Raw genomic sequence first — 17,236 nt, 5'->3', positions numbered from 1 at the left:
GGTGCTAGACAATGCGAGCCCAGCCCATGATCGACCGCGACCACATCGCCCGCCTGCTCGCTCAGCGCCGCGAAGGCTTCAGCCTGCCGCAGGGCTTCTATCTCGACGAGGCGATGCACGAGGCCGACGTCAGGGCGGTGTTCGAGACGGAATGGCTGTTCGCCTGCAACGCCTGCGAGATCAAGAAGCCCGGCGACTACCTGACGCTGGAGGTCGGCTCCAACCCGGTCGTGATCCTGCGCGACCGGGACGGGCAGGTCCGCGCCTTCCACAACTCGTGCCGGCATCGCGGCTCGCGCATCTGCGGCAAGGAGAAGGGCCGCGCCACGCGGCTGGTCTGTCCCTATCACCAATGGGTCTATGAGCTCGACGGCTCGCTGCTCAACGCGCGTCAGATGCCAGCCGATTTCGATCGCAGCGACTACGGCCTGAAGCCCGCCCATGTCGAGGTGATCTGCGGCATGATCTATCTCTGCCTGGCCGAGACGCCGCCGGACCTCTCCCGCTTCAGGCAGGCGATCACGCCCTTCATCGCGCCGCATCAGCCCGACCGGACCAAGGTCGCCTTCGAGATGACGCTGATCGAGGAGGCCAACTGGAAGCTGATCATCGAGAACAACCGCGAATGCTATCACTGCGCCGCCAACCATCCCGAATTGCTGGCGTCGCTGGTCGAGTTCGCGCTGCCCGACGATCCGCTCGGGCCGGCGCAGTTCCAGGAATTGATCGCCCGCAAGACTGCAAAATGGGACGCGCTCGGCCTGCCCCATGCCCCGGCCGATGGCGGCGACGAGTTCCGCTGCATTCGCCTGCCCTTCCATGAGGGCGCCCTGTCCTTCACCATGGATGGTGGGCCGGCCTGCACCAAGCTGCTCGGCGATTTCACCGACCCCGACCTCGGCTCGGTCCGGATGTTCCGCGCGCCCAACAACTGGAACCATTTCCTCGCCGACAACATCATTCATTTCCGGGTGCTGCCGCTCTCGGCCGGGCGCACCTCGCTGCGCACGACCTGGCTGGTGCATGAGGACGCGGTCGAAGGCGTCGATTACGACGTCAATCGCCTGACCGAGGTCTGGATCGCCACCAACGAGCAGGATTCGGATCTCGCCTCGGTCAACCAGCGCGGCATCCGCTCGATGGCCTACCGGCCCGGCCCCTATGCGCCGTCGGAGTTCATGCTGACGCATTTCACCAACTGGTATGCCCGCCAGATGGAGGCCTTCGCCGGCGCGCCCGCGCCGCTGAGGGTCGCGGCGGAATGAGCGCCGGCGAGGATGCCGGCTTCCTGAGGCTGACGCTGGTCGAGGTTCGCCCGGAGACGCACGACGTCAAGACCTTCGTCTTCCGGCCGGAAGGCGGCGTGCCAGCCTATGAGGCCGGCCAGTCGATGACGCTGAGGCTGACGCTCGACGGCGAGACGCTGTTCAGGACGTTCTCGCTCGCCTCCGCGCCGGGGCGCGGCGATACCATCGCGATGACCATCAAGGCGCATGCGCCGGGTCGCGCGACGCGCTGGCTGCATGAGACGCTGAAGGTCGGAGACAGCATCGAAGGCGGCAGCCCGCGCGGGCGCTTCACCATCGCGAGCCGGCAAACCGAAAGGTTGGCGCTGGTCTCGGCCGGCTCGGGCGCGAGCCCGCTGATGGCGATGCTGCGGCACCTTGCCGATACCGCGCTAGAGTCGGACATCGCCTGGCTGCACGGCGCGCGCACGCCGGCAGACATGCTGTTTCCCGGCGAACTGGCCGGCCTCCAGCGCCGCATGCCGAATCTGCGCGTCGCCATGGTGGCAAGCCGGCCGGAGCCGGGCTGGTTCGGCTTCACCGGGCGCCTGAGCCGGCGGCTCGTATCCGTCGCCCTGCCCGATCTCGGCCGGCGCGAGGTGTTCTGCTGCGGACCGGCCGGCTTCATGGACGAGGCACGGCTGATCCATGCCGCCGAGGGCGGCCGGCGCGAGCTCTTCCACGTCGAGCATTTCGGCGCGATCGCGGCCCCTGCCCCGATCGCCGTTGCGGCGGATGCGCCGGCAGCGGGCTTCGCCATCCGCTTCGGCGACAAGCGTTTCACGGCTCGCGCTGACGAGACGCTGCTGGAGGCCGCGACGCGCCAAGCCATCGTCATTCCCTGCGGCTGCGCCTCGGGAATGTGCGGAACCTGCCGGGTGAGCCTCGTCGAAGGCGAGGTCGCGATGCAGCATAATGGCGGGATTTCGCTGGAGGAGGAGGCGGAACGCTACATCCTGGCCTGCTCGTCCCGGCCATGCTCGAACGTAACGATCGCGCTGTAGCGCGCCTCACCCCCGCATTCGCGCCCCTGCCGGATCGAACAGCGGCTCCATCTGCAGCGCGGCCGGCCGGCGCTCGCCGAGAATCTCGATCTCCCACTTCGCATGCGCAGCGCCGTTGGCGAGCGCGGCGCTCGGCACGTAGCCGGTGGCGTAGGAGCGGTCGGCATGGTGGGCGTAGCCGCCCGAGGTGATCCAGCCGACGACCGCGCCGTCTTTCCAGACCGCCTCGTCGCCGATCGCGTCGGCGTCGCCGGCCTCGACGACGAAGCTGACGCGCTGGCGCTCGGGTCCGTCAGCCTTCTCGATGGCCGCGGCCGCGCGGCCGATGAAGTCGTTCTTGGTCAAGTCGACGAAGCGGCCGAGCCCGGCCTCGAACGGCCCATAGATCGGCCGGAACTCGCGCGCCCAGGTGCCAAAACCCTTTTCGCGGGCGAGCGAGAGCAGCGCCCGGCTGCCGAAAGGGCGGATTCCGAACTCCTCGCCCGCCGCCCAGAGCGCCTCGAACAGCGCGACCTGATGCTCGGCCTGAACCCAGATCTCGAAGCCGAGATCGCCGGTGAAACTGACCCGCCCGACCATGGCCTGGACCGGACCGAGCTCCATCTTGGGGCGGAAATCCATGAACTTGAAGGCCGCTGCCGAAACATCGTCATCGGTGAGCCTGGCCATCACCTCGCGCGCTTTCGGACCGGCAATCGACAATCCGGTGAGCGTCAGGCCAAGCGTCCTGAGCGTGACGCTGCCATCCTGCGGCAGGTGCGTCTCGAACCAGCGCATATGGTATTTCTCCGCCGCGCCCGAGCCGAAGACGTAGAAGCGTTCGTCGGCGGCCTTGGCGACGGTGAAATCGCCGATCAGCTTGCCGCGCTCGTTCAGCATCGGCGAGAGGCTCAGACGTCCCGTCCTGGGCATCTTGTTGGCGAGCAGATGCGCAAGCCAGGCTTCGGCGCCCGGACCGCTGATCTCGTATTTGGCGAAGGTCGAGGTCTCGGAGATGCCGACGCCGTGGCGCACCGCCCGGCACTCCGCCTTGACATGGGCGAAGTCGGTCGAGCGGTGAAAGGAGAATTCGTCCTCGACGCCTTCCGGCGCGAACCAAAGCGGTGCTTCCAGCCCCCAATTATCACCCATCACGGCGCCGAGCTCACGCCATTTGTGATACATCGGCGTGGTCCGCAGCGGCCGCCCCGCGGGCAGTTCCTCATTGGGGAAGCGGACGCGGAAGCGCCTGCCGTAATTCTCGATGACCTTGGTGCGGGTATAGGCGCGCGTCGCCCAATCGCCATAGCGCGCCACATCCATCGCCCAGACGTCGAAGCCCGGATCGCCATCGGCCATCCAGTTCGACAGCGCCAGACCGACGCCGCCGCCCTGGCTGAAGCCCGCCATCACGCCGCAAGCCACCCAGTAATTGCTCAGGCCGGCGATCGGGCCGACCAGCGGGTTGCCGTCGGGTGCGAAGGTGAAGGGGCCGTTGATCACCTTCTTGATGCCGGCGCGCTGGAAGGCCGGGAAATGCCGGAAGCCGACCTCGAGATTGTCGGCCATGCGCTCGAGCGCGTCGGGCAGCAGGGTCGGCCCGAAATCCCACGGCGTGTCCTTGGGGCTCCACGGCACGCCATGGCGCTCATAGGTGCCTAGCAGCATGCCCTTGCGCTCCTGGCGCATGTAGATCTCGCCGTCGAAATCGACCGCGTGCAGCACCATCTTGCCGGTGGTCCTGTTGATCTCCTCGACCTCGGGCATGTCCTCGGTGATGAGGTACTGATGCTCCATCGCCAGGATCGGCAGTTCGAGCCCGACCATGCGGCCGACCTCGCGGGCCCAGAGCCCGCCGCAGTTGACGACATGCTCGGCGATGATCGTGCCCTTGTCGGTGATCACGTCCCAGCTGCCATCCGACCGCTGCCTGGTGTCGAGCACGCGGGTCTGGGTATAGACCTCAGCGCCGGCCTTGCGCGCCGCTCCCGCAAAGGCGTAGGTCGTGCCGTTGGGATCGACATGGCCCTGGATCGGGTCATACATCGCGCCGACGAATTGCGACTTGTCGATCAGCGGCAGCAGGCGCTCGGCCTCGTCGAGCGAGATCAGCTCGGTCTGCATGCCCATATAGCGGCCCTTGGAATGGATGCTCTTGAGCCATTCCCAGCGCGGCTTCGTCGCAGCCAGCATCATGCCTTCGGTCATGTGCAGGCCGACGGACTGGCCCGAAATCTCCTCGATCTCCTTGTAGAGATTGATTGAATATTGCTGCAGCTTGGCGACGTTTGGGTCGCCGTTGATCGTGTGCATGCCGCCCGCCGCATGCCAGGTCGAGCCGGCCGTGAGTTCGAGGCGTTCGAGCAGGGCGATGTCGCGCCAGCCCTTCTTGGTGAGATGGTACAGCACGCTCGCGCCGACCACGCCGCCGCCGATGATGACCGCCTGATAATGGGATTTCATGCCTGAGGCCCTTGGCCGTCCGGACGTCGCCGAACCAGCATTCGCTACCGGAAAGAGGCCTGCATTGTTTCGTGCAGGCCGGATCGGAGGCGATCGATTTGCGACAGGCGCTTGCCCGAATACGACATCGGCTGCAATCCTCTGCGCCGTCGGTCCGGAGCGGCCGAGCCCGGAACCCAGAACCGCAGGTCGAGCCGAACCAGGCTCGAGCGCGAGTCCCTTCTCCTTCCAAATCCTGTGTCTATGGCTTCCGGGCTCGACCCTGCAGGTCGCCCTGGGATGACGCCGGGGAGCGACCGCGTCTCAGAGCACCTTGTCGAGAAAGGCCTTGGTGCGCGCTTCACGCGGGTTGCCGAACAGCGCTGCCGGCGGTCCGTGCTCGACGATCAGACCGCCATCGGTGAAATAGACAGTGTCGGCAACCTCGCGCGCGAAGCCCATCTCATGGGTGACGAGGATGCAGGTCATGCCCTCAGCGGCAAGGTCCTGGATCGTCACCAGGACCTCCTTCTTGGTCTCGGGGTCGAGAGCCGCCGTAACCTCGTCGAACAGCATCACCTTGGGGTTCATCGCCAGCGAACGGGCGATGGCGACGCGCTGCTGCTGGCCGCCGGAGAGCTCGCCCGGATAGGTCGCGAGCTTGTCGGAGAGGCCGACCTTGGCGAGCAGCTTTCGCGCCCGCTCCTCGACCACCGCCTTGTCCTCCTTGAGGACGTGGATCGGCGCCATCATAACGTTCTGCAGGGCGCTCTTGTGCGGGAACAGGTTGTATTGCTGGAAGACGATGCCGACATCGCGGCGCAAGGCGAGCTTGTCGAGATCGGGATCGTTGACCTGTCGGCCCGCTACCGTGATCGAACCCTTGCTGATCGGCACCAGCGCGTTGATGCAGCGCAGCAGCGTCGATTTGCCGGAGCCCGACGGACCGATGATGCAGACGGTCTCGCCGCGCCTGACGGTGAGGCCGACATCCTTCAGCACGGTCAGCGCGCCGAAGGATTTCTCGACCCCCTCGACCACGACGACGGGCTCGCCCAGTTGGTGCCGGCTCGCCATCTCGTCTCAGGCCTTCACGTTGAAGCGGCGTTCGAGCGCCAGCGTGGCGCGCGCGATCGGGTAGCAATAGGCGAAGAACATCAGCAGCAGCAGCAGATACAACGGGATCATCAGCTCGGGCCGGCTTTCGGCGACCAGCGCCGCGCGGGTGATGGTCAGGCCGTCCTGGATGCCGACGATCGAGATCAGCGTCGTCGCCATGGTCAGGATCGCGTAGAGGTTCATCCAGGGCGGGATCATCCGCTTGAAGGCCTGCGGCAGGATGATCATCCGCATCGTCTGGCCGCGGGTGAAGGCGAGCGCCTCGGCCGATTCCCACTGGCCTGACGGAATCGATTTGATGCCGCCGCGCACGATCTCCGAGACATTGGCCGCGACTGGCAAGGCGAGCCCGATGACCGCCTTGACCCAGGCCGGAAAGGCGATGGTCAGGCCGAAAACCCTGAACTCGAAGGGCAGCAGGAACATCGCGTAGAACAGCAGCACCAGCCAGGGCGCGTTGCGGAAGAACTGCGTCAGGCCCCAGGCCGTCTTGCGGATCGGCGCGACGATCGAGACCTGCGCAACGCCAATGAGCAAGCCGACCAGCGTGCCAAGAGCCATGGCAAGGAAGCTGATCAGGATGTTGAACAGAAAACCCTGGAAGATCAGAGGCGCCCAGCGCAGCAGCACCGTCGTTGCGCTTTCGCCGGCAGGCCGCGCCGTGACCTGGGCCAAGGCCAGCGAGGCGCAGAACAGGATGGCGAAGACGGTCAGGGCCGCACCGCTGAGGAGAACCGGAGCGGCCATGCCCGACGGCGCGATCGGCGTCGGCGCGCGGTAGGGCAGCAACACCGCCAGATCGGTCCCAGCCGTCTTCATGTCGTATACCCCGGGATGCGCATGGCGCGCTCCCAGCGGCCCATCACGAACACCAGGATCGCCACCAGCAGCACATAGGTCACCAGCAGGACGTTCATCATCTCGCGGACGTTGAAGCTCTCCGACCAGATTTGCGAGGCGGCATAGTGCAGTTCCGGCACGCCGATGGCGTAGGCCAGCGTCGTCGTCTTTACCAGATTGATCAGGTTGTTGTTCAGCGCCGGCAGGCAGATCCGGAAGGCGAGCGGCAGCACGACATGGATGTAGAGCTGCAGCCGCGTATATCCGAGGGATTCCGCCGCCTCGACCGTGGTCGAGGGCACCGCCTCGATGCCGGCGCGGAAGATCTCGACATTGAAGGCGCCGGCGAACAGCGAAAACGCGATGATCGCCCAACCCGTGCCCGAGACCAGCGGCGAGCGGCCGCCGAAGCCGTCGCTGACCGTCGGCAGCAGGGCGGCCACGGCGAAGTAGAAGAACGACAGCTGCACCAAAGGCGGCGTGTTGCGGAAGAACTGGACGTAACCGCGCACGATCAGACGCCCGATACGCGACTGGCCGCCGGCGATCCAGACGCCGAGCAGGCCGAGCGCCAGCGAAGCTGCGATCGCGATCACGCAGATATAGCTCGTGGTCCAGAGCCCGGTGATGAAACGCGCGCGGTCGAAGGCGTCGTAGAAGACCGAGAAATTCAGCCCGTGCGTTTCGTTCAGGCGCTCGAAGAAGGCGGCGATCATGTCCGACATCTCGGGTGAGCTTGGTGCGTCATGGTCGGGCTTGACCCGACCATCTCGGAAACCAGAGCGTTCTGGTCATGAGATTCTCGAGGCAAGCCCGAGAATGACGCCCCGAGGCTACGCGCCGCCCTTCAGCTTCTTGTTGGTCTCGATCAGATAGGGGCTCTGCTTGATGCCCCATTTGGTCTCGAGCTCGAGCAGCTTGCCGCTCTTGTGCCAGTCGGTCGACATCTCCTTGACGAGCTTGCCGAAGGGGCCGTCCATGTCCTCGAGCCGGATGCCGATGGCCCAGAGCTGCGGATCCTCGGAGACCAGCGGCATCTCGTAGCCGGCCCATTTGGCGTCGCCGCCCGAGAGCGTCGAGACGATCAGCGTATCGTCGAACAGGAAGGCGACGCAGTTATTGCCCTGCAGCGCGTTCAAAGCGTCCGGCACCGAGGGGAAGACGACCAGTTCGGGCGCGTACATCTGCGTGACGCGGCGGTTGTAATAAGCGCCCTGCACGGCGCAGACCTTGCGGCCCTTGAGGTCGGCCCATGTCTTCAGGCCGGCGCTCTTGGGAGCCAACACATTGGTCGCGCCGGCATAGTAGTTCGGCTCGACCATGCCGACTATCTTGCGGCGCTCGGCGGTGTCGCCCATCGTCGCCAGCACCATGTCGATCCGGCCCTGCTTGAGGAATTCCATGCGGTTGGCGGCGATGACCGGCAGCATCTCCAGCTTGACGCCGATCTTGTCGGCGACCGCCTGGGCAAGGTCGATCTCGAGCCCGACGATCTTGCCCGACGGCTCCAGGAAACCCCAGGGCTTGTAGTCGTTCTTGACGCCGACGGTGAGGACGCCCTTTTCCTTGATCTTGGCGAGCGAATCCTGGGCGAGCGCCGGCAAGGCGGCGAGTGTGGCGGCGCAAGCAAGCGCAATGGCGACAATGCGTTTCATGGCGGTGGATCCCCGTTGTTATTGGCTCGTAGAGTCCGATGTCGCCTCGCAATGTTTTGTCGCCAAGCGACGTTTTCTTGACACTCAGCGCCAAACCGCCGCTTTGGCCGGCAGGCGCTCGGCGCGTGGCGGATGGCTGAAGCGGCTCCGGTAGGCGCGCGAGAAGTGGCTGGCGCTGCCGAAGCCGCTGGCGAGCGCGATCTCGAGCACCGACAGGCTGGTCTGGCGCAGCAGGTCGCGCGCCCGGTCGAGCCGCAAGCCGAGATAATACTCGCCGAGGGAGCGGCCGAGATGCAGCCGGAACAGGCGTTCAAGCTGCCGCAGCGACACGCCGGCCGTGCGCGCGAGTTCGGCGCGCGCGATCGGGTTTTCCAGGCTCTGCTCCATCCGCCCGACTACGCGCAGCAGCGGCGCGTGGCTGATGCCGAGCCGCTCGCGCAGCGGCATGCGCTGCGGCCCCTCGCCTTCGCGCACATGGGTCTGCAGGAACCATTCGCTGACGCTGAGCGCCAGTTCGCTGCCATGCTCGCGGGCGATGACGGCATGCATCATGTCGAGCGGGGCGGTGCCGCCACTGGAGGTCAGCCGGTCACGGTCGATCGCGTAGAGCGAGCGGCGCAGATCGAGATTGGGATAGTCTTCGAGAAAGGCGGCGGCATGCTCCCAATGAATGGTGAAGCGATAACCGCCGAGCACATTCGCTCGCGCCAGGATGTAGGAGCCGCCGGAGACGCCGCCGAGCCTGACGCCGCGCCGCGCCAGCTGCCGCAGCCAGGCAAAGCTCTGCGGGTGCTGGAAGGCGGCCGGATTGCCACCGGCGCAGACGAACAGATAATCGAAGCGGACATCGTCGCCGACGCCGTGATCGGCCCTGATGCTGACCCCGTTCGAGGCCGGTGCGGGCAGCCCGTCGATGGAGACATGGCTCCAGCGATAGAGGTCACGGCCCGAGAGCCGGTTGGCGGCGCGCAGGGGCTCGATCGCCGAGGCATAGCCGAGCAGCGCGAAGTCCGGGATCAGCAGGAAGCCGATATGGGTCGGCGCCTGGCTGTCGCCATAGGTCAATCGGGCGTCGCTGACAGTCATGTCGGCGAACCTATGTCGGTCACTCTCGCAACCGCAAGCCCGGCGCGATCATGCGTGGCCGGCAAACGCCCGGACCGCCGATGCGCTATTCGATCTTCTCACTCGCCCGGCAGACGCTGGCCGGCCATCGCGGCTGGACGCCGGCCTGGCGCGACGCCGCGCCCAAGCCCGAATACGACGTGCTGATCATTGGTGGTGGCGGGCACGGGCTTGCGACGGCGCATTATCTCGCCAGCCAGCATGGCGTCAGCAATGTCGCCGTGATCGAGAAGGGCTATATCGGCTCCGGCAATGTCGGGCGCAATACGACGATCATCCGCTCGAATTACCTGCTGCCCGGCAACACGCCGTTCTACGAGCACTCGCTGAAGCTCTGGGAGGGGCTGGAGCAGGAGATCAATTACAACGCCATGGTCAGCCAGCGCGGCGTGCTGAACCTGTTCCATTCGGACGCGCAGCGCGACGCCTTCGCCAGGCGCGGCAACGCCATGCGGCTCGCAGGCGTCGATGCGGACCTGCTCGACCGCGAGCAGGTCCGGGCGATGACGCCCTATCTCAACTTTGAGACCGGCCGCTTCCCGATCCAGGGCGGACTGCTGCAGAAGCGCGGCGGCTCGGTCCGCCACGACGCCGTCGCCTGGGGCTATGCGCGGGCCGCCGACCAGCGCGGCGTCGACATCGTCCAGAACTGCGAGGTCACGGGGCTCAATATCGAGAACGGCCGGGTCACCGGCGTCGAGACCTCGCGCGGGCCGATCCGGGCGAAGAAAATCGGGCTCGCGGTCGCCGGAAACTCCTCGCGGCTCGCGGCCATGGCCGGGATGCGGCTACCGATCGAGAGTCATGTGCTGCAGGCCTTCGTCTCGGAGGGCGTCAAGCCGCTGATCGACACCGTCGTGACCTATGGCATGGGCCATTTCTACATCAGCCAGTCTGACAAGGGCGGGCTCGTCTTCGGCGGCGACATCGATGGCTACAATTCCTACGCCCAGCGCGGCAACCTGCCGGTGATCGAGGACGTGATGGAATCCGCCATGGCGCTCTGGCCGGGGCTCGGCCGCCTGCGCGTGCTGCGGCACTGGGGCGGGATCATGGACATGTCGATGGACGGCTCGCCGATCATCGACCGCACGCCGGTCGAGGGCCTCTATCTCAACGCCGGCTGGTGCTATGGCGGCTTCAAGGCGACGCCGGCCTCGGGCTTCTGCTTCGCCCATCTGATCGCGCGCGACGAACCGCACCCGGTTGCGACCGCATTCCGGCTCGACCGTTTCGCGACAGGCCGGCTGATCGACGAAAAGGGCGTCGGCGCCCAGCCCAACCTGCATTGATCAGGCTTCAGGACATTCCCATGCGCATCCCCTGCCCCTATTGCGGCGCCCGCGACGTCCAGGAATTCACCTATCTCGGCGACGCCGGGCCCAAGCGCCCCGAAACCCTCACCGCGACCGAGGCCGCGATGTTCGACTATGTCTACCAGCGCGACAATCCGGCCGGCCGGCATAGCGAACTCTGGTACCACGGCGCCGGCTGCCATGCCTGGCTGGTGGTGACGCGCGATACGCGCAGCCATGCGATCGAGGCTGTCGAACCGGCCAAGTCCCGGGCTCAAGCCAAGGCGACCGCGGAATGAGCGCCTCTCCGCAGCCCTTCCGCCTCGCCGCTGGCGGTATCATCGACCGCAGCCAGCCCCTGGCCCTCCGCTTCGACGGCAGGAGCTATCAGGGCTTTTCCGGCGACACGCTGGCCTCGGCGCTGCTCGCCAATGGCGTCAGGCTGGTCGGCCGCTCGTTCAAATATCACCGGCCGCGCGGCATCCTCTCGGCCGGGCCGGAGGAGCCGAACGCGCTGGTCGAACTCAGGGCCGGCGCGCGGAGAGAGCCGAACACACGCGCGACCACTGCAGAGCTTTACCACGGGCTGGAGGCGGCGAGCCAGAACCGCTGGCCTTCGCTCGCCTTCGACATCCTCGCGGTCAACTCCCTGCTCGGACCGGCGCTGAGCGCGGGCTTCTACTACAAGACCTTCATGTGGCCGGCGAGCTTCTGGGAAAAGGTCTACGAGCCGCTGATCCGCCGCGCCGCCGGACTCCGGACGCGCCGCGACCACGGAAGACCCCGACCATTACGAGAAAGCCTTCGCCTTCTGCGACGTGCTGGTGATCGGCGGCGGGCCGGCGGGCTTGGCGGCCGCGCTGGCTGCGGGGCGGGCCGGAGCGCGCGTCATTCTCTGCGACGAGGATTTCCGGTTCGGCGGCAGGCTGCTCGGCGAGAAGCGCGAGATCGACGCCCGCGCCGCGCCGGAATGGATCGCGGACGCGCTGGCCGAACTCGCAAGCCTGCCGGATGTGACGATCATGCCGCGCACGACCGTCTTCGGCGTCTACGACCATGGCGTCTATGGCGCGGTCGAGCGGGTGTCGGACCATTTGCCCGTTCCGCCGCCGCATCAGCCGCGCCAACGCTCCTGGCGGATCATCGCCAGGCGCGCCGTGCTGGCGGCAGGCGCGATCGAGCGGCCGATCGTCTTTGCCGGCAACGATACACCCGGCGTGATGCTGGCCGGCGCGGTGCGGACCTATCTCAACCGCTACGGCGTGCTGCCCGGCCGCGAGGCCGTCGTCTTCACGAGCGGCGACGATGGCTGGGCGACGGCCCGCGATCTCGCCGCGGCCGGGGCAAGGGTCGCAGCGATCGTCGATCCACGCCCGCAGCTCGATCCGGGCCTGACCGCCTTGGCGAGCAAGATCGGTGCGCGGGTTTTCGCAGGCGGCGTCGTCAGCAGCGCTGCCGGCGGCCGGGCTTTGAAGCAGGTCGTGATCCGCGACGCATCCGGAAGCGAGCACAGCATCGCCTGCGATCTGCTCGCGGTCTCGAATGGCTGGAACCCCACCCTGCACCTGACCTCGCACCAGAACACGAGGCCGGTCTGGAATGACGGCATCCATGCCTTCGTGCCGGGCATGATGCCGGCAGGCCTGAGCGTCGCCGGCAGCGCGGCCGGGCGTCTGTCACTGGCGCAGGCGCTGGCGGATGGAGCGAGATTGGGCGCCGAAGCTGCCGCCGATTGCGGCTTGACGGCCGGGCCCGAGATGCAGCCGCCCAAGACCGACCCCGAGAGCGTCGCCCTCGCCCCCGTCTGGCGCGTCGAGAGCGGCAGGGGAAAAGCCTTTGTCGATTTCCAGAACGACGTCACCGATGCCGATGTCGAGCTTGCTGCGCGCGAGGGCTTTCGCCCGGTCGAGCATCTCAAGCGCTACACCACGCTCGGCATGGCGACCGACCAGGGCAAGACCTCCAATCTCAGCGGGCTCGCCATCATGGCCGAGCAGACCGGGAAGACGATCCCCGAGACCGGCACGACGATCTTCCGCCCGCCCTATACCCCGGTCGCGATCGGCGCGCTCGGCGGCCACCATCGCGGCCGCGACTTCCGGCCGACCAGGCTGGCGCCGACACATCGCTGGTCGCAGGAGCAAGGCGCCGTCTTCGTCGAAAGCGGCGCCTGGATGCGGGCGCAGTATTACCCGAAGCCCGGCGAAAGCGACTGGCTGACCACCGTCAATCGCGAGGTTCTCAGCGTTCGCAACGGCGTCGGGCTCTGCGACGTCTCGACGCTCGGCAAGATCGACATCCAGGGTGCGGACGCCGCCGAATTCCTCGAGCGCGTCTACATCAATGGCTGGAAGGCGTTGCCGGTCGGCAAGGCGCGTTATGGGCTGATGCTGCGCGAGGACGGCTTCGTCATGGATGACGGCACGACCTCGCGGCTTGGCGAGACGCATTTCCTGATGACCACGACCACGGCCAATGCGGCCAAGGTGATGCAGCATCTCGAATTCTGTCATCAGGTGCTGTGGCCAACGCTGGATGTCGCCATCGTCTCGGTCTCCGAGCAATGGGCGCAGGCCGCCATCGCGGGGCCGAAGGCGCGCGATGTGCTGCGCGGCGTGATCGACGCAGAGCACGACATTTCGAACGAGGCCTTCCCCTATCTCGCGGCCCGCATCGTGACGGTCGGCGGCGGCATCCCGGCGCGGCTGTTCCGGATCTCGTTTTCGGGCGAGCTCGCCTATGAGCTCGCCGTCCCCGCCGACTATGGCGAGGCGATGATGCGGGCACTGATGCTGGCCGGCGAGCCACATGGCGTCACGCCCTATGGCACCGAGGCGCTCGGCGTGATGCGCGTCGAGAAGGGCCATGTCGCCGGTAATGAACTGAGCGGCCAGACCACGGCGCGCGATCTCGGCCTCGGCAAGATGATGTCGACGAAAAAGGACTTCATCGGTCGCGTCATGGCCGGGCGCGAGGCGCTGGTCGAGGCCGAGCGGCCTTCTTTCGTCGGCTTCAGGGCGGTCGATGCGGGCCAGCGCCTGCGCGCCGGCGCGCATTTCATCGGGGTCGGCAAGCCGGCGACGATGGACAATGACGAGGGCTACATGACCTCCGTCGCCTATTCGCCGAGCCTGAAGCACTGGATCGGGCTCGGCCTGCTCAGGAACGGGCCGCAACGCATCGGCGAGCGCATCCGCGCCGTCGATCCGGTGCGCAACGGCGACGTCGAGATCGAAATCTGCTCGCCCGTCTTCGTCGATCCGGAAGAGCTTCGCCTCCATGTCTGAGCTTGCGTTCCCCACGAGCTGGACGCCGCGCGGAGCGTGGAACGGCATCCTGCCCAACGGCCAGTTTGGCACGGCTGGGCTTGCCGGCGTCACCGCAGCGGCGCGGGACGGCCTCGGCATCGCCAGCATCATCATCGCCGATGGCGGCGAGGCTGCGCTGGCGCAGGCCGTCATGGCGCGTTTCGGTCTCGATCTGCCTTCGAGCCCGGTCGCGCTATGCTCGGCCACCCATGCACTGATCTGGTCCGGGCCCGGCCAATGGCTGCTGGTCGGCGAGGACCGCGGCCGCTTCGCCGATGACCTGCAGGCGCTTTCCGGGTTCGCCGCCGTCGCCGATCAGAGCGACGGCCGTGCCGTGCTGCGATTGTCGGGCGCAAGGATCCGCGACGCCCTCGCCAAGGGCTGCATGATCGACCTGCACCCGGCCGCCTTTCCGGCAGGCAGCGCCGCCTTGACCAGCATCTCCCATATCGGCGCGCAGCTCTGGCGGACGCGGGACGGCCCTGATGGAGCGGCGTTCGAGATCATGGTGGCGCGCAGCATGGCCGGCAGCTTCTGGGCGTGGTTTTCCGCCTCCGCAGCCGAATTCGGCTGCAGCGTGACGACCGGCCGAGGTTGAGCGCAGCGCGTTGCGCGCCGCCTCCCGACATCACCCCATCTCTCCCAGCGAAGGGCCGCCTCAACAGCGGCATCAGCCATGCTCGACCGCACCGCGATTCTGACACTGTCCTGCCCCGACCGTCCCGGCATCGTCGCCGCCGTCTCGACCCTGCTGTTCGAGGCCGGATGCAACATCCTCGACGCACAGCAATTCGACGACATCGAAACCGGCCGCTTCTTCATGCGCGTCGTCTTCAACCGGCTGGAGGAGAGCCAGCCTCACACCGCCATCGCCGCCTCGGTCGGCGACCTGGCGAAACGCTTCGGCATGGAGTTCACGCTGCGCGAGCGCCAAGCGAACAAGCGGGTCATGCTGCTGGTCTCGAAATTCGACCATTGCCTGGCCGATCTGCTCTATCGCTGGCGCATCGGCGAATTGCCGATGGAGATCTCGGCGATCGTCTCCAATCACGGCCGCGACAGCCTGAATTCGACCGATCTCGGCGATCTGCCGTTCCATCATCTGCCGGTGACGCGCCAGACCAAGATGGAGCAGGAGGCGGAGCTCTGGCGGCTGGTGCAGGAGACCAAGACCGACCTCGTCGTGCTCGCCCGCTACATGCAGATTCTGTCGGACGGGTTCTCGGCCAAGCTACTCGGCCGCTGCATCAATATCCACCACTCGTTCCTGCCCGGCTTCAAGGGCGCCAAGCCCTATCATCAGGCGCATGAGCGCGGCGTGAAGCTGATCGGCGCGACCGCGCACTACGTCACGCCCGACCTCGACGAGGGCCCGATCATCGAGCAGGACGTCGAGCGCATCAGCCATCGCGACACACCGGACGATCTCGTCCGCAAGGGCCGCGACATCGAGCGGCGCGTGCTGGCGCGGGCCGTGCGCCAGCATCTCGAAGATCGCGTCGTGCTAAACGGCAAGAAGACCGTGGTCTTCACCGATTGAGCACTCAAGCTACGCTAAAGCCCTACTCCCACTCGATCGTGCCGGGGGGCTTTGAGGTGACGTCGTAGACGACCCGGTTGATGCCCTTGACCTCGTTGATGATGCGGGTCGCGGTGCGGCCGAGGAAAGCCATGTCGTAGGGGTAGAAATCTGCCGTCATGCCGTCGACCGAGGTCACGGCGCGCAGGGCGCAGACATGGTCGTAGGTGCGGTAGTCGCCCATCACACCGACGGTGCGCACCGGCAGCAGCACGGCGAAGGCCTGCCAGATCACGTCGTAGAGGCCGGCCTTGCGGATTTCCTCGAGATAGATCGCGTCGGCCTTGCGCAGGATATCGAGCTTCTCCCTGGTGATCTCGCCGGGGCAGCGGATGGCGAGGCCCGGCCCCGGGAAGGGATGGCGACCGACGAAGGCCTCGGGCAGGCCGAGCTCGCGGCCGAGCACCCTGACCTCGTCCTTGAACAATTCGCGCAGCGGCTCGACGAGCTTCATCTTCATGCGCTCGGGCAGGCCGCCGACATTGTGGTGGCTCTTGATCGTCACCGAAGGCCCGCCAGAGAAGGATACACTCTCGATCACGTCGGGATAGAGCGTGCCCTGGGCGAGGAAATCGGCGCCGCCCAGTTTGGCGGCCTCGGCGTCGAAGACGTCGATGAAGAGCCGGCCGATGGTCTTGCGCTTGGCTTCCGGATCGGCGCCGCATTTGGCGAGCTCGGAGAGGAAAAGCTCTTCGGCCTCAACATGGACCAGCGGGATGTTGTAGTGGTCGCGGAACAGGCGGACGACCTCCTCCGCCTCGTTCATGCGCATCAGGCCATGGTCGACGAAGACGCAGGTCAGCTGGTCGCCGATCGCCTCGTGGATCAGCACGGCCGCAACCGCCGAATCGACGCCGCCGGAGAGGCCGCAGATCACCCGGCCGCTGCCGACCTGGGCGCGTATCTTGGCGATGGTCTCGGCCCGGTAGGCCGACATCGACCAGTCCGGCGTGCAGCCGCAGATCGTCACGACGAAATTGCGCAGCAGCTTCGCCCCGTCCGGGGTGTGCACGACCTCGGGGTGGAACATGGTCGAATAGAAGCGCCGGCCCTCGTCGCTCGCCACCGCATAGGGCGCGTTCTCGGAGGTCGCCTTGACCGAAAAACCGGCCGGGAGCTGGGTGACGCGGTCGCCATGGCTCATCCAGACCGGATAGCGCGCGCCCTCCTCCCAGATTCCTTCGAACAAGGCCGACGGCGTGACGATCTCGACATCGGCGCGACCGAATTCAGCGGCGTGGCCGCCCTCGACCTTGCCGCCGAGCTGATGGGCCATGGTCTGCTGGCCATAGCAGATGCCGAGCACCGGCAGGCCGGAGGAGAACACCTCCTGCGGCGCCCGCGGCGAGCCTTCATCCGGCACCGAGGCCGGACCGCCCGAAAAGATCACGCCTTTCGGCTTCAGGCGCTGGAAGGCCTCGGAGGCCGACTGGAACGGCGCGATCTCGCAATAGACGCCGATCTCGCGCACGCGGCGCGCGATCAGCTGCGTCACCTGACTGCCGAAGTCGATGATCAGGATGGAGTCGTGCGGCACGGAATCTTGGGGCACGGAGTTTTGGGGCTGGGCGCTCATCGCGCCCGGTTACGCCATCGCGCGCGAG

At 66.8% G+C, this 17,236-nt stretch carries 13 protein-coding genes and 1 pseudogene; 7 read left to right on the top strand and 7 right to left on the bottom strand.

Annotation, left to right across the window (positions count from 1 at the left end):
• The first annotated feature begins 26 nt into the window (after positions 1–26).
• Together QO058_RS28685 and QO058_RS28680 are read left to right on the top strand one after the other, a co-directional pair.
• Positions 27–1,265 (top strand): aromatic ring-hydroxylating oxygenase subunit alpha, encoded by a 1,239-nt coding sequence (locus tag QO058_RS28685; protein ID WP_284169644.1) that lies wholly within the window; start codon positions 27–29, stop codon positions 1,263–1,265.
• Positions 1,262–2,290, top strand: coding sequence for an FAD-binding oxidoreductase (locus tag QO058_RS28680; protein WP_284169643.1), 1,029 nt, complete (start codon positions 1,262–1,264; stop codon positions 2,288–2,290). Before QO058_RS28685 ends, QO058_RS28680 begins: the two co-directional genes overlap by 4 nt.
• A gap of 6 nt (positions 2,291–2,296) precedes the next feature.
• On the opposite strand, the gene QO058_RS28675 is transcribed toward QO058_RS28680, so the two are convergent.
• The 6 genes from QO058_RS28675 to QO058_RS28650 form a co-directional block, all read right to left on the bottom strand.
• A complete protein-coding gene (locus QO058_RS28675; protein ID WP_284169642.1) occupies positions 2,297–4,732 on the bottom strand; it encodes a GcvT family protein in 2,436 nt (811 codons plus the stop codon).
• Between the two features lie 303 nt (positions 4,733–5,035).
• Positions 5,036–5,788, bottom strand: a complete 753-nt coding sequence (locus tag QO058_RS28670) for an amino acid ABC transporter ATP-binding protein (protein WP_284169641.1) — start codon at positions 5,786–5,788, stop codon at positions 5,036–5,038.
• A 6-nt stretch (positions 5,789–5,794) separates the two neighbouring features.
• On the bottom strand, positions 5,795–6,649 hold the full coding sequence (locus QO058_RS28665) for an amino acid ABC transporter permease (protein WP_284169640.1): 855 nt from the start codon (positions 6,647–6,649) through the stop codon (positions 5,795–5,797).
• Positions 6,646–7,395, bottom strand: a complete 750-nt coding sequence (locus QO058_RS28660; protein WP_284169639.1) for an amino acid ABC transporter permease — start codon at positions 7,393–7,395, stop codon at positions 6,646–6,648. Before QO058_RS28660 ends, QO058_RS28665 begins: the two co-directional genes overlap by 4 nt.
• Positions 7,396–7,503: 108 nt before the next feature.
• Positions 7,504–8,325, bottom strand: coding sequence for a transporter substrate-binding domain-containing protein (locus QO058_RS28655; protein WP_284169638.1), 822 nt, complete (start codon positions 8,323–8,325; stop codon positions 7,504–7,506).
• A gap of 84 nt (positions 8,326–8,409) precedes the next feature.
• Positions 8,410–9,411 carry a GlxA family transcriptional regulator gene (locus QO058_RS28650; protein WP_284169637.1) on the bottom strand — a complete coding sequence of 334 codons (1,002 nt, stop codon included), beginning with the start codon at positions 9,409–9,411 and terminating at the stop codon, positions 8,410–8,412.
• 80 nt (positions 9,412–9,491) lie between these two features.
• Here QO058_RS28650 and QO058_RS28645 point away from each other — a divergent pair, with 80 nt between their 5' ends.
• The 5 genes and pseudogenes from QO058_RS28645 to purU all read left to right on the top strand — a co-directional run bounded on the left by QO058_RS28645 (position 9,492) and on the right by purU (position 15,593).
• Positions 9,492–10,742: a sarcosine oxidase subunit beta family protein gene (locus tag QO058_RS28645; RefSeq protein WP_284169636.1), complete on the top strand. Its 1,251-nt coding sequence runs from the start codon at positions 9,492–9,494 to the stop codon at positions 10,740–10,742.
• A 20-nt stretch (positions 10,743–10,762) separates the two neighbouring features.
• Positions 10,763–11,044 carry a sarcosine oxidase subunit delta gene (locus QO058_RS28640; RefSeq protein WP_284169635.1) on the top strand — a complete coding sequence of 94 codons (282 nt, stop codon included), beginning with the start codon at positions 10,763–10,765 and terminating at the stop codon, positions 11,042–11,044.
• Positions 11,041–14,032: pseudogene (locus QO058_RS28635) on the top strand (sarcosine oxidase subunit alpha family protein). Before QO058_RS28640 ends, QO058_RS28635 begins: the two are co-directional and overlap by 4 nt.
• Positions 14,025–14,651: a sarcosine oxidase subunit gamma gene (locus QO058_RS28630; protein ID WP_284169634.1), complete on the top strand. Its 627-nt coding sequence runs from the start codon at positions 14,025–14,027 to the stop codon at positions 14,649–14,651. Before QO058_RS28635 ends, QO058_RS28630 begins: the two are co-directional and overlap by 8 nt.
• Before the next feature lie 78 nt (positions 14,652–14,729).
• Positions 14,730–15,593: a formyltetrahydrofolate deformylase gene (gene purU, locus QO058_RS28625; RefSeq protein WP_284169633.1), complete on the top strand. Its 864-nt coding sequence runs from the start codon at positions 14,730–14,732 to the stop codon at positions 15,591–15,593.
• Between the two features lie 22 nt (positions 15,594–15,615).
• Here the strand turns inward: purU and guaA are convergent, their stop codons facing one another.
• Positions 15,616–17,208 (bottom strand): glutamine-hydrolyzing GMP synthase, encoded by a 1,593-nt coding sequence (gene guaA, locus QO058_RS28620; RefSeq protein ID WP_284169632.1) that lies wholly within the window; start codon positions 17,206–17,208, stop codon positions 15,616–15,618.
• Between the last annotated feature and the right edge of the window lie 28 nt (positions 17,209–17,236).

It is taken from the genome of Bosea vestrisii, assembly GCF_030144325.1.
Taxonomy (GTDB): Bacteria; Pseudomonadota; Alphaproteobacteria; order Rhizobiales; family Beijerinckiaceae; genus Allobosea; species Allobosea vestrisii_A.
This window is presented reverse-complemented; position numbering and strand designations above follow the sequence as displayed.

Coding starts and splice junctions, on each gene's coding strand:
- QO058_RS28660 (WP_284169639.1), bottom strand. CDS start 7,395: ATGTCGGACATGATCGCCGCCTTCTTCGAGCGCCTGAACGAAACGCAC.
- QO058_RS28655 (WP_284169638.1), bottom strand. CDS start 8,325: ATGAAACGCATTGTCGCCATTGCGCTTGCTTGCGCCGCCACACTCGCC.
- QO058_RS28675 (WP_284169642.1), bottom strand. CDS start 4,732: ATGAAATCCCATTATCAGGCGGTCATCATCGGCGGCGGCGTGGTCGGC.
- QO058_RS28685 (WP_284169644.1), top strand. CDS start 27: ATGATCGACCGCGACCACATCGCCCGCCTGCTCGCTCAGCGCCGCGAA.
- guaA (WP_284169632.1), bottom strand. CDS start 17,208: ATGAGCGCCCAGCCCCAAAACTCCGTGCCCCAAGATTCCGTGCCGCAC.
- QO058_RS28640 (WP_284169635.1), top strand. CDS start 10,763: ATGCGCATCCCCTGCCCCTATTGCGGCGCCCGCGACGTCCAGGAATTC.
- QO058_RS28650 (WP_284169637.1), bottom strand. CDS start 9,411: ATGACTGTCAGCGACGCCCGATTGACCTATGGCGACAGCCAGGCGCCG.
- QO058_RS28630 (WP_284169634.1), top strand. CDS start 14,025: ATGTCTGAGCTTGCGTTCCCCACGAGCTGGACGCCGCGCGGAGCGTGG.
- QO058_RS28645 (WP_284169636.1), top strand. CDS start 9,492: ATGCGCTATTCGATCTTCTCACTCGCCCGGCAGACGCTGGCCGGCCAT.
- QO058_RS28670 (WP_284169641.1), bottom strand. CDS start 5,788: ATGGCGAGCCGGCACCAACTGGGCGAGCCCGTCGTCGTGGTCGAGGGG.
- QO058_RS28665 (WP_284169640.1), bottom strand. CDS start 6,649: ATGAAGACGGCTGGGACCGATCTGGCGGTGTTGCTGCCCTACCGCGCG.
- QO058_RS28680 (WP_284169643.1), top strand. CDS start 1,262: ATGAGCGCCGGCGAGGATGCCGGCTTCCTGAGGCTGACGCTGGTCGAG.
- purU (WP_284169633.1), top strand. CDS start 14,730: ATGCTCGACCGCACCGCGATTCTGACACTGTCCTGCCCCGACCGTCCC.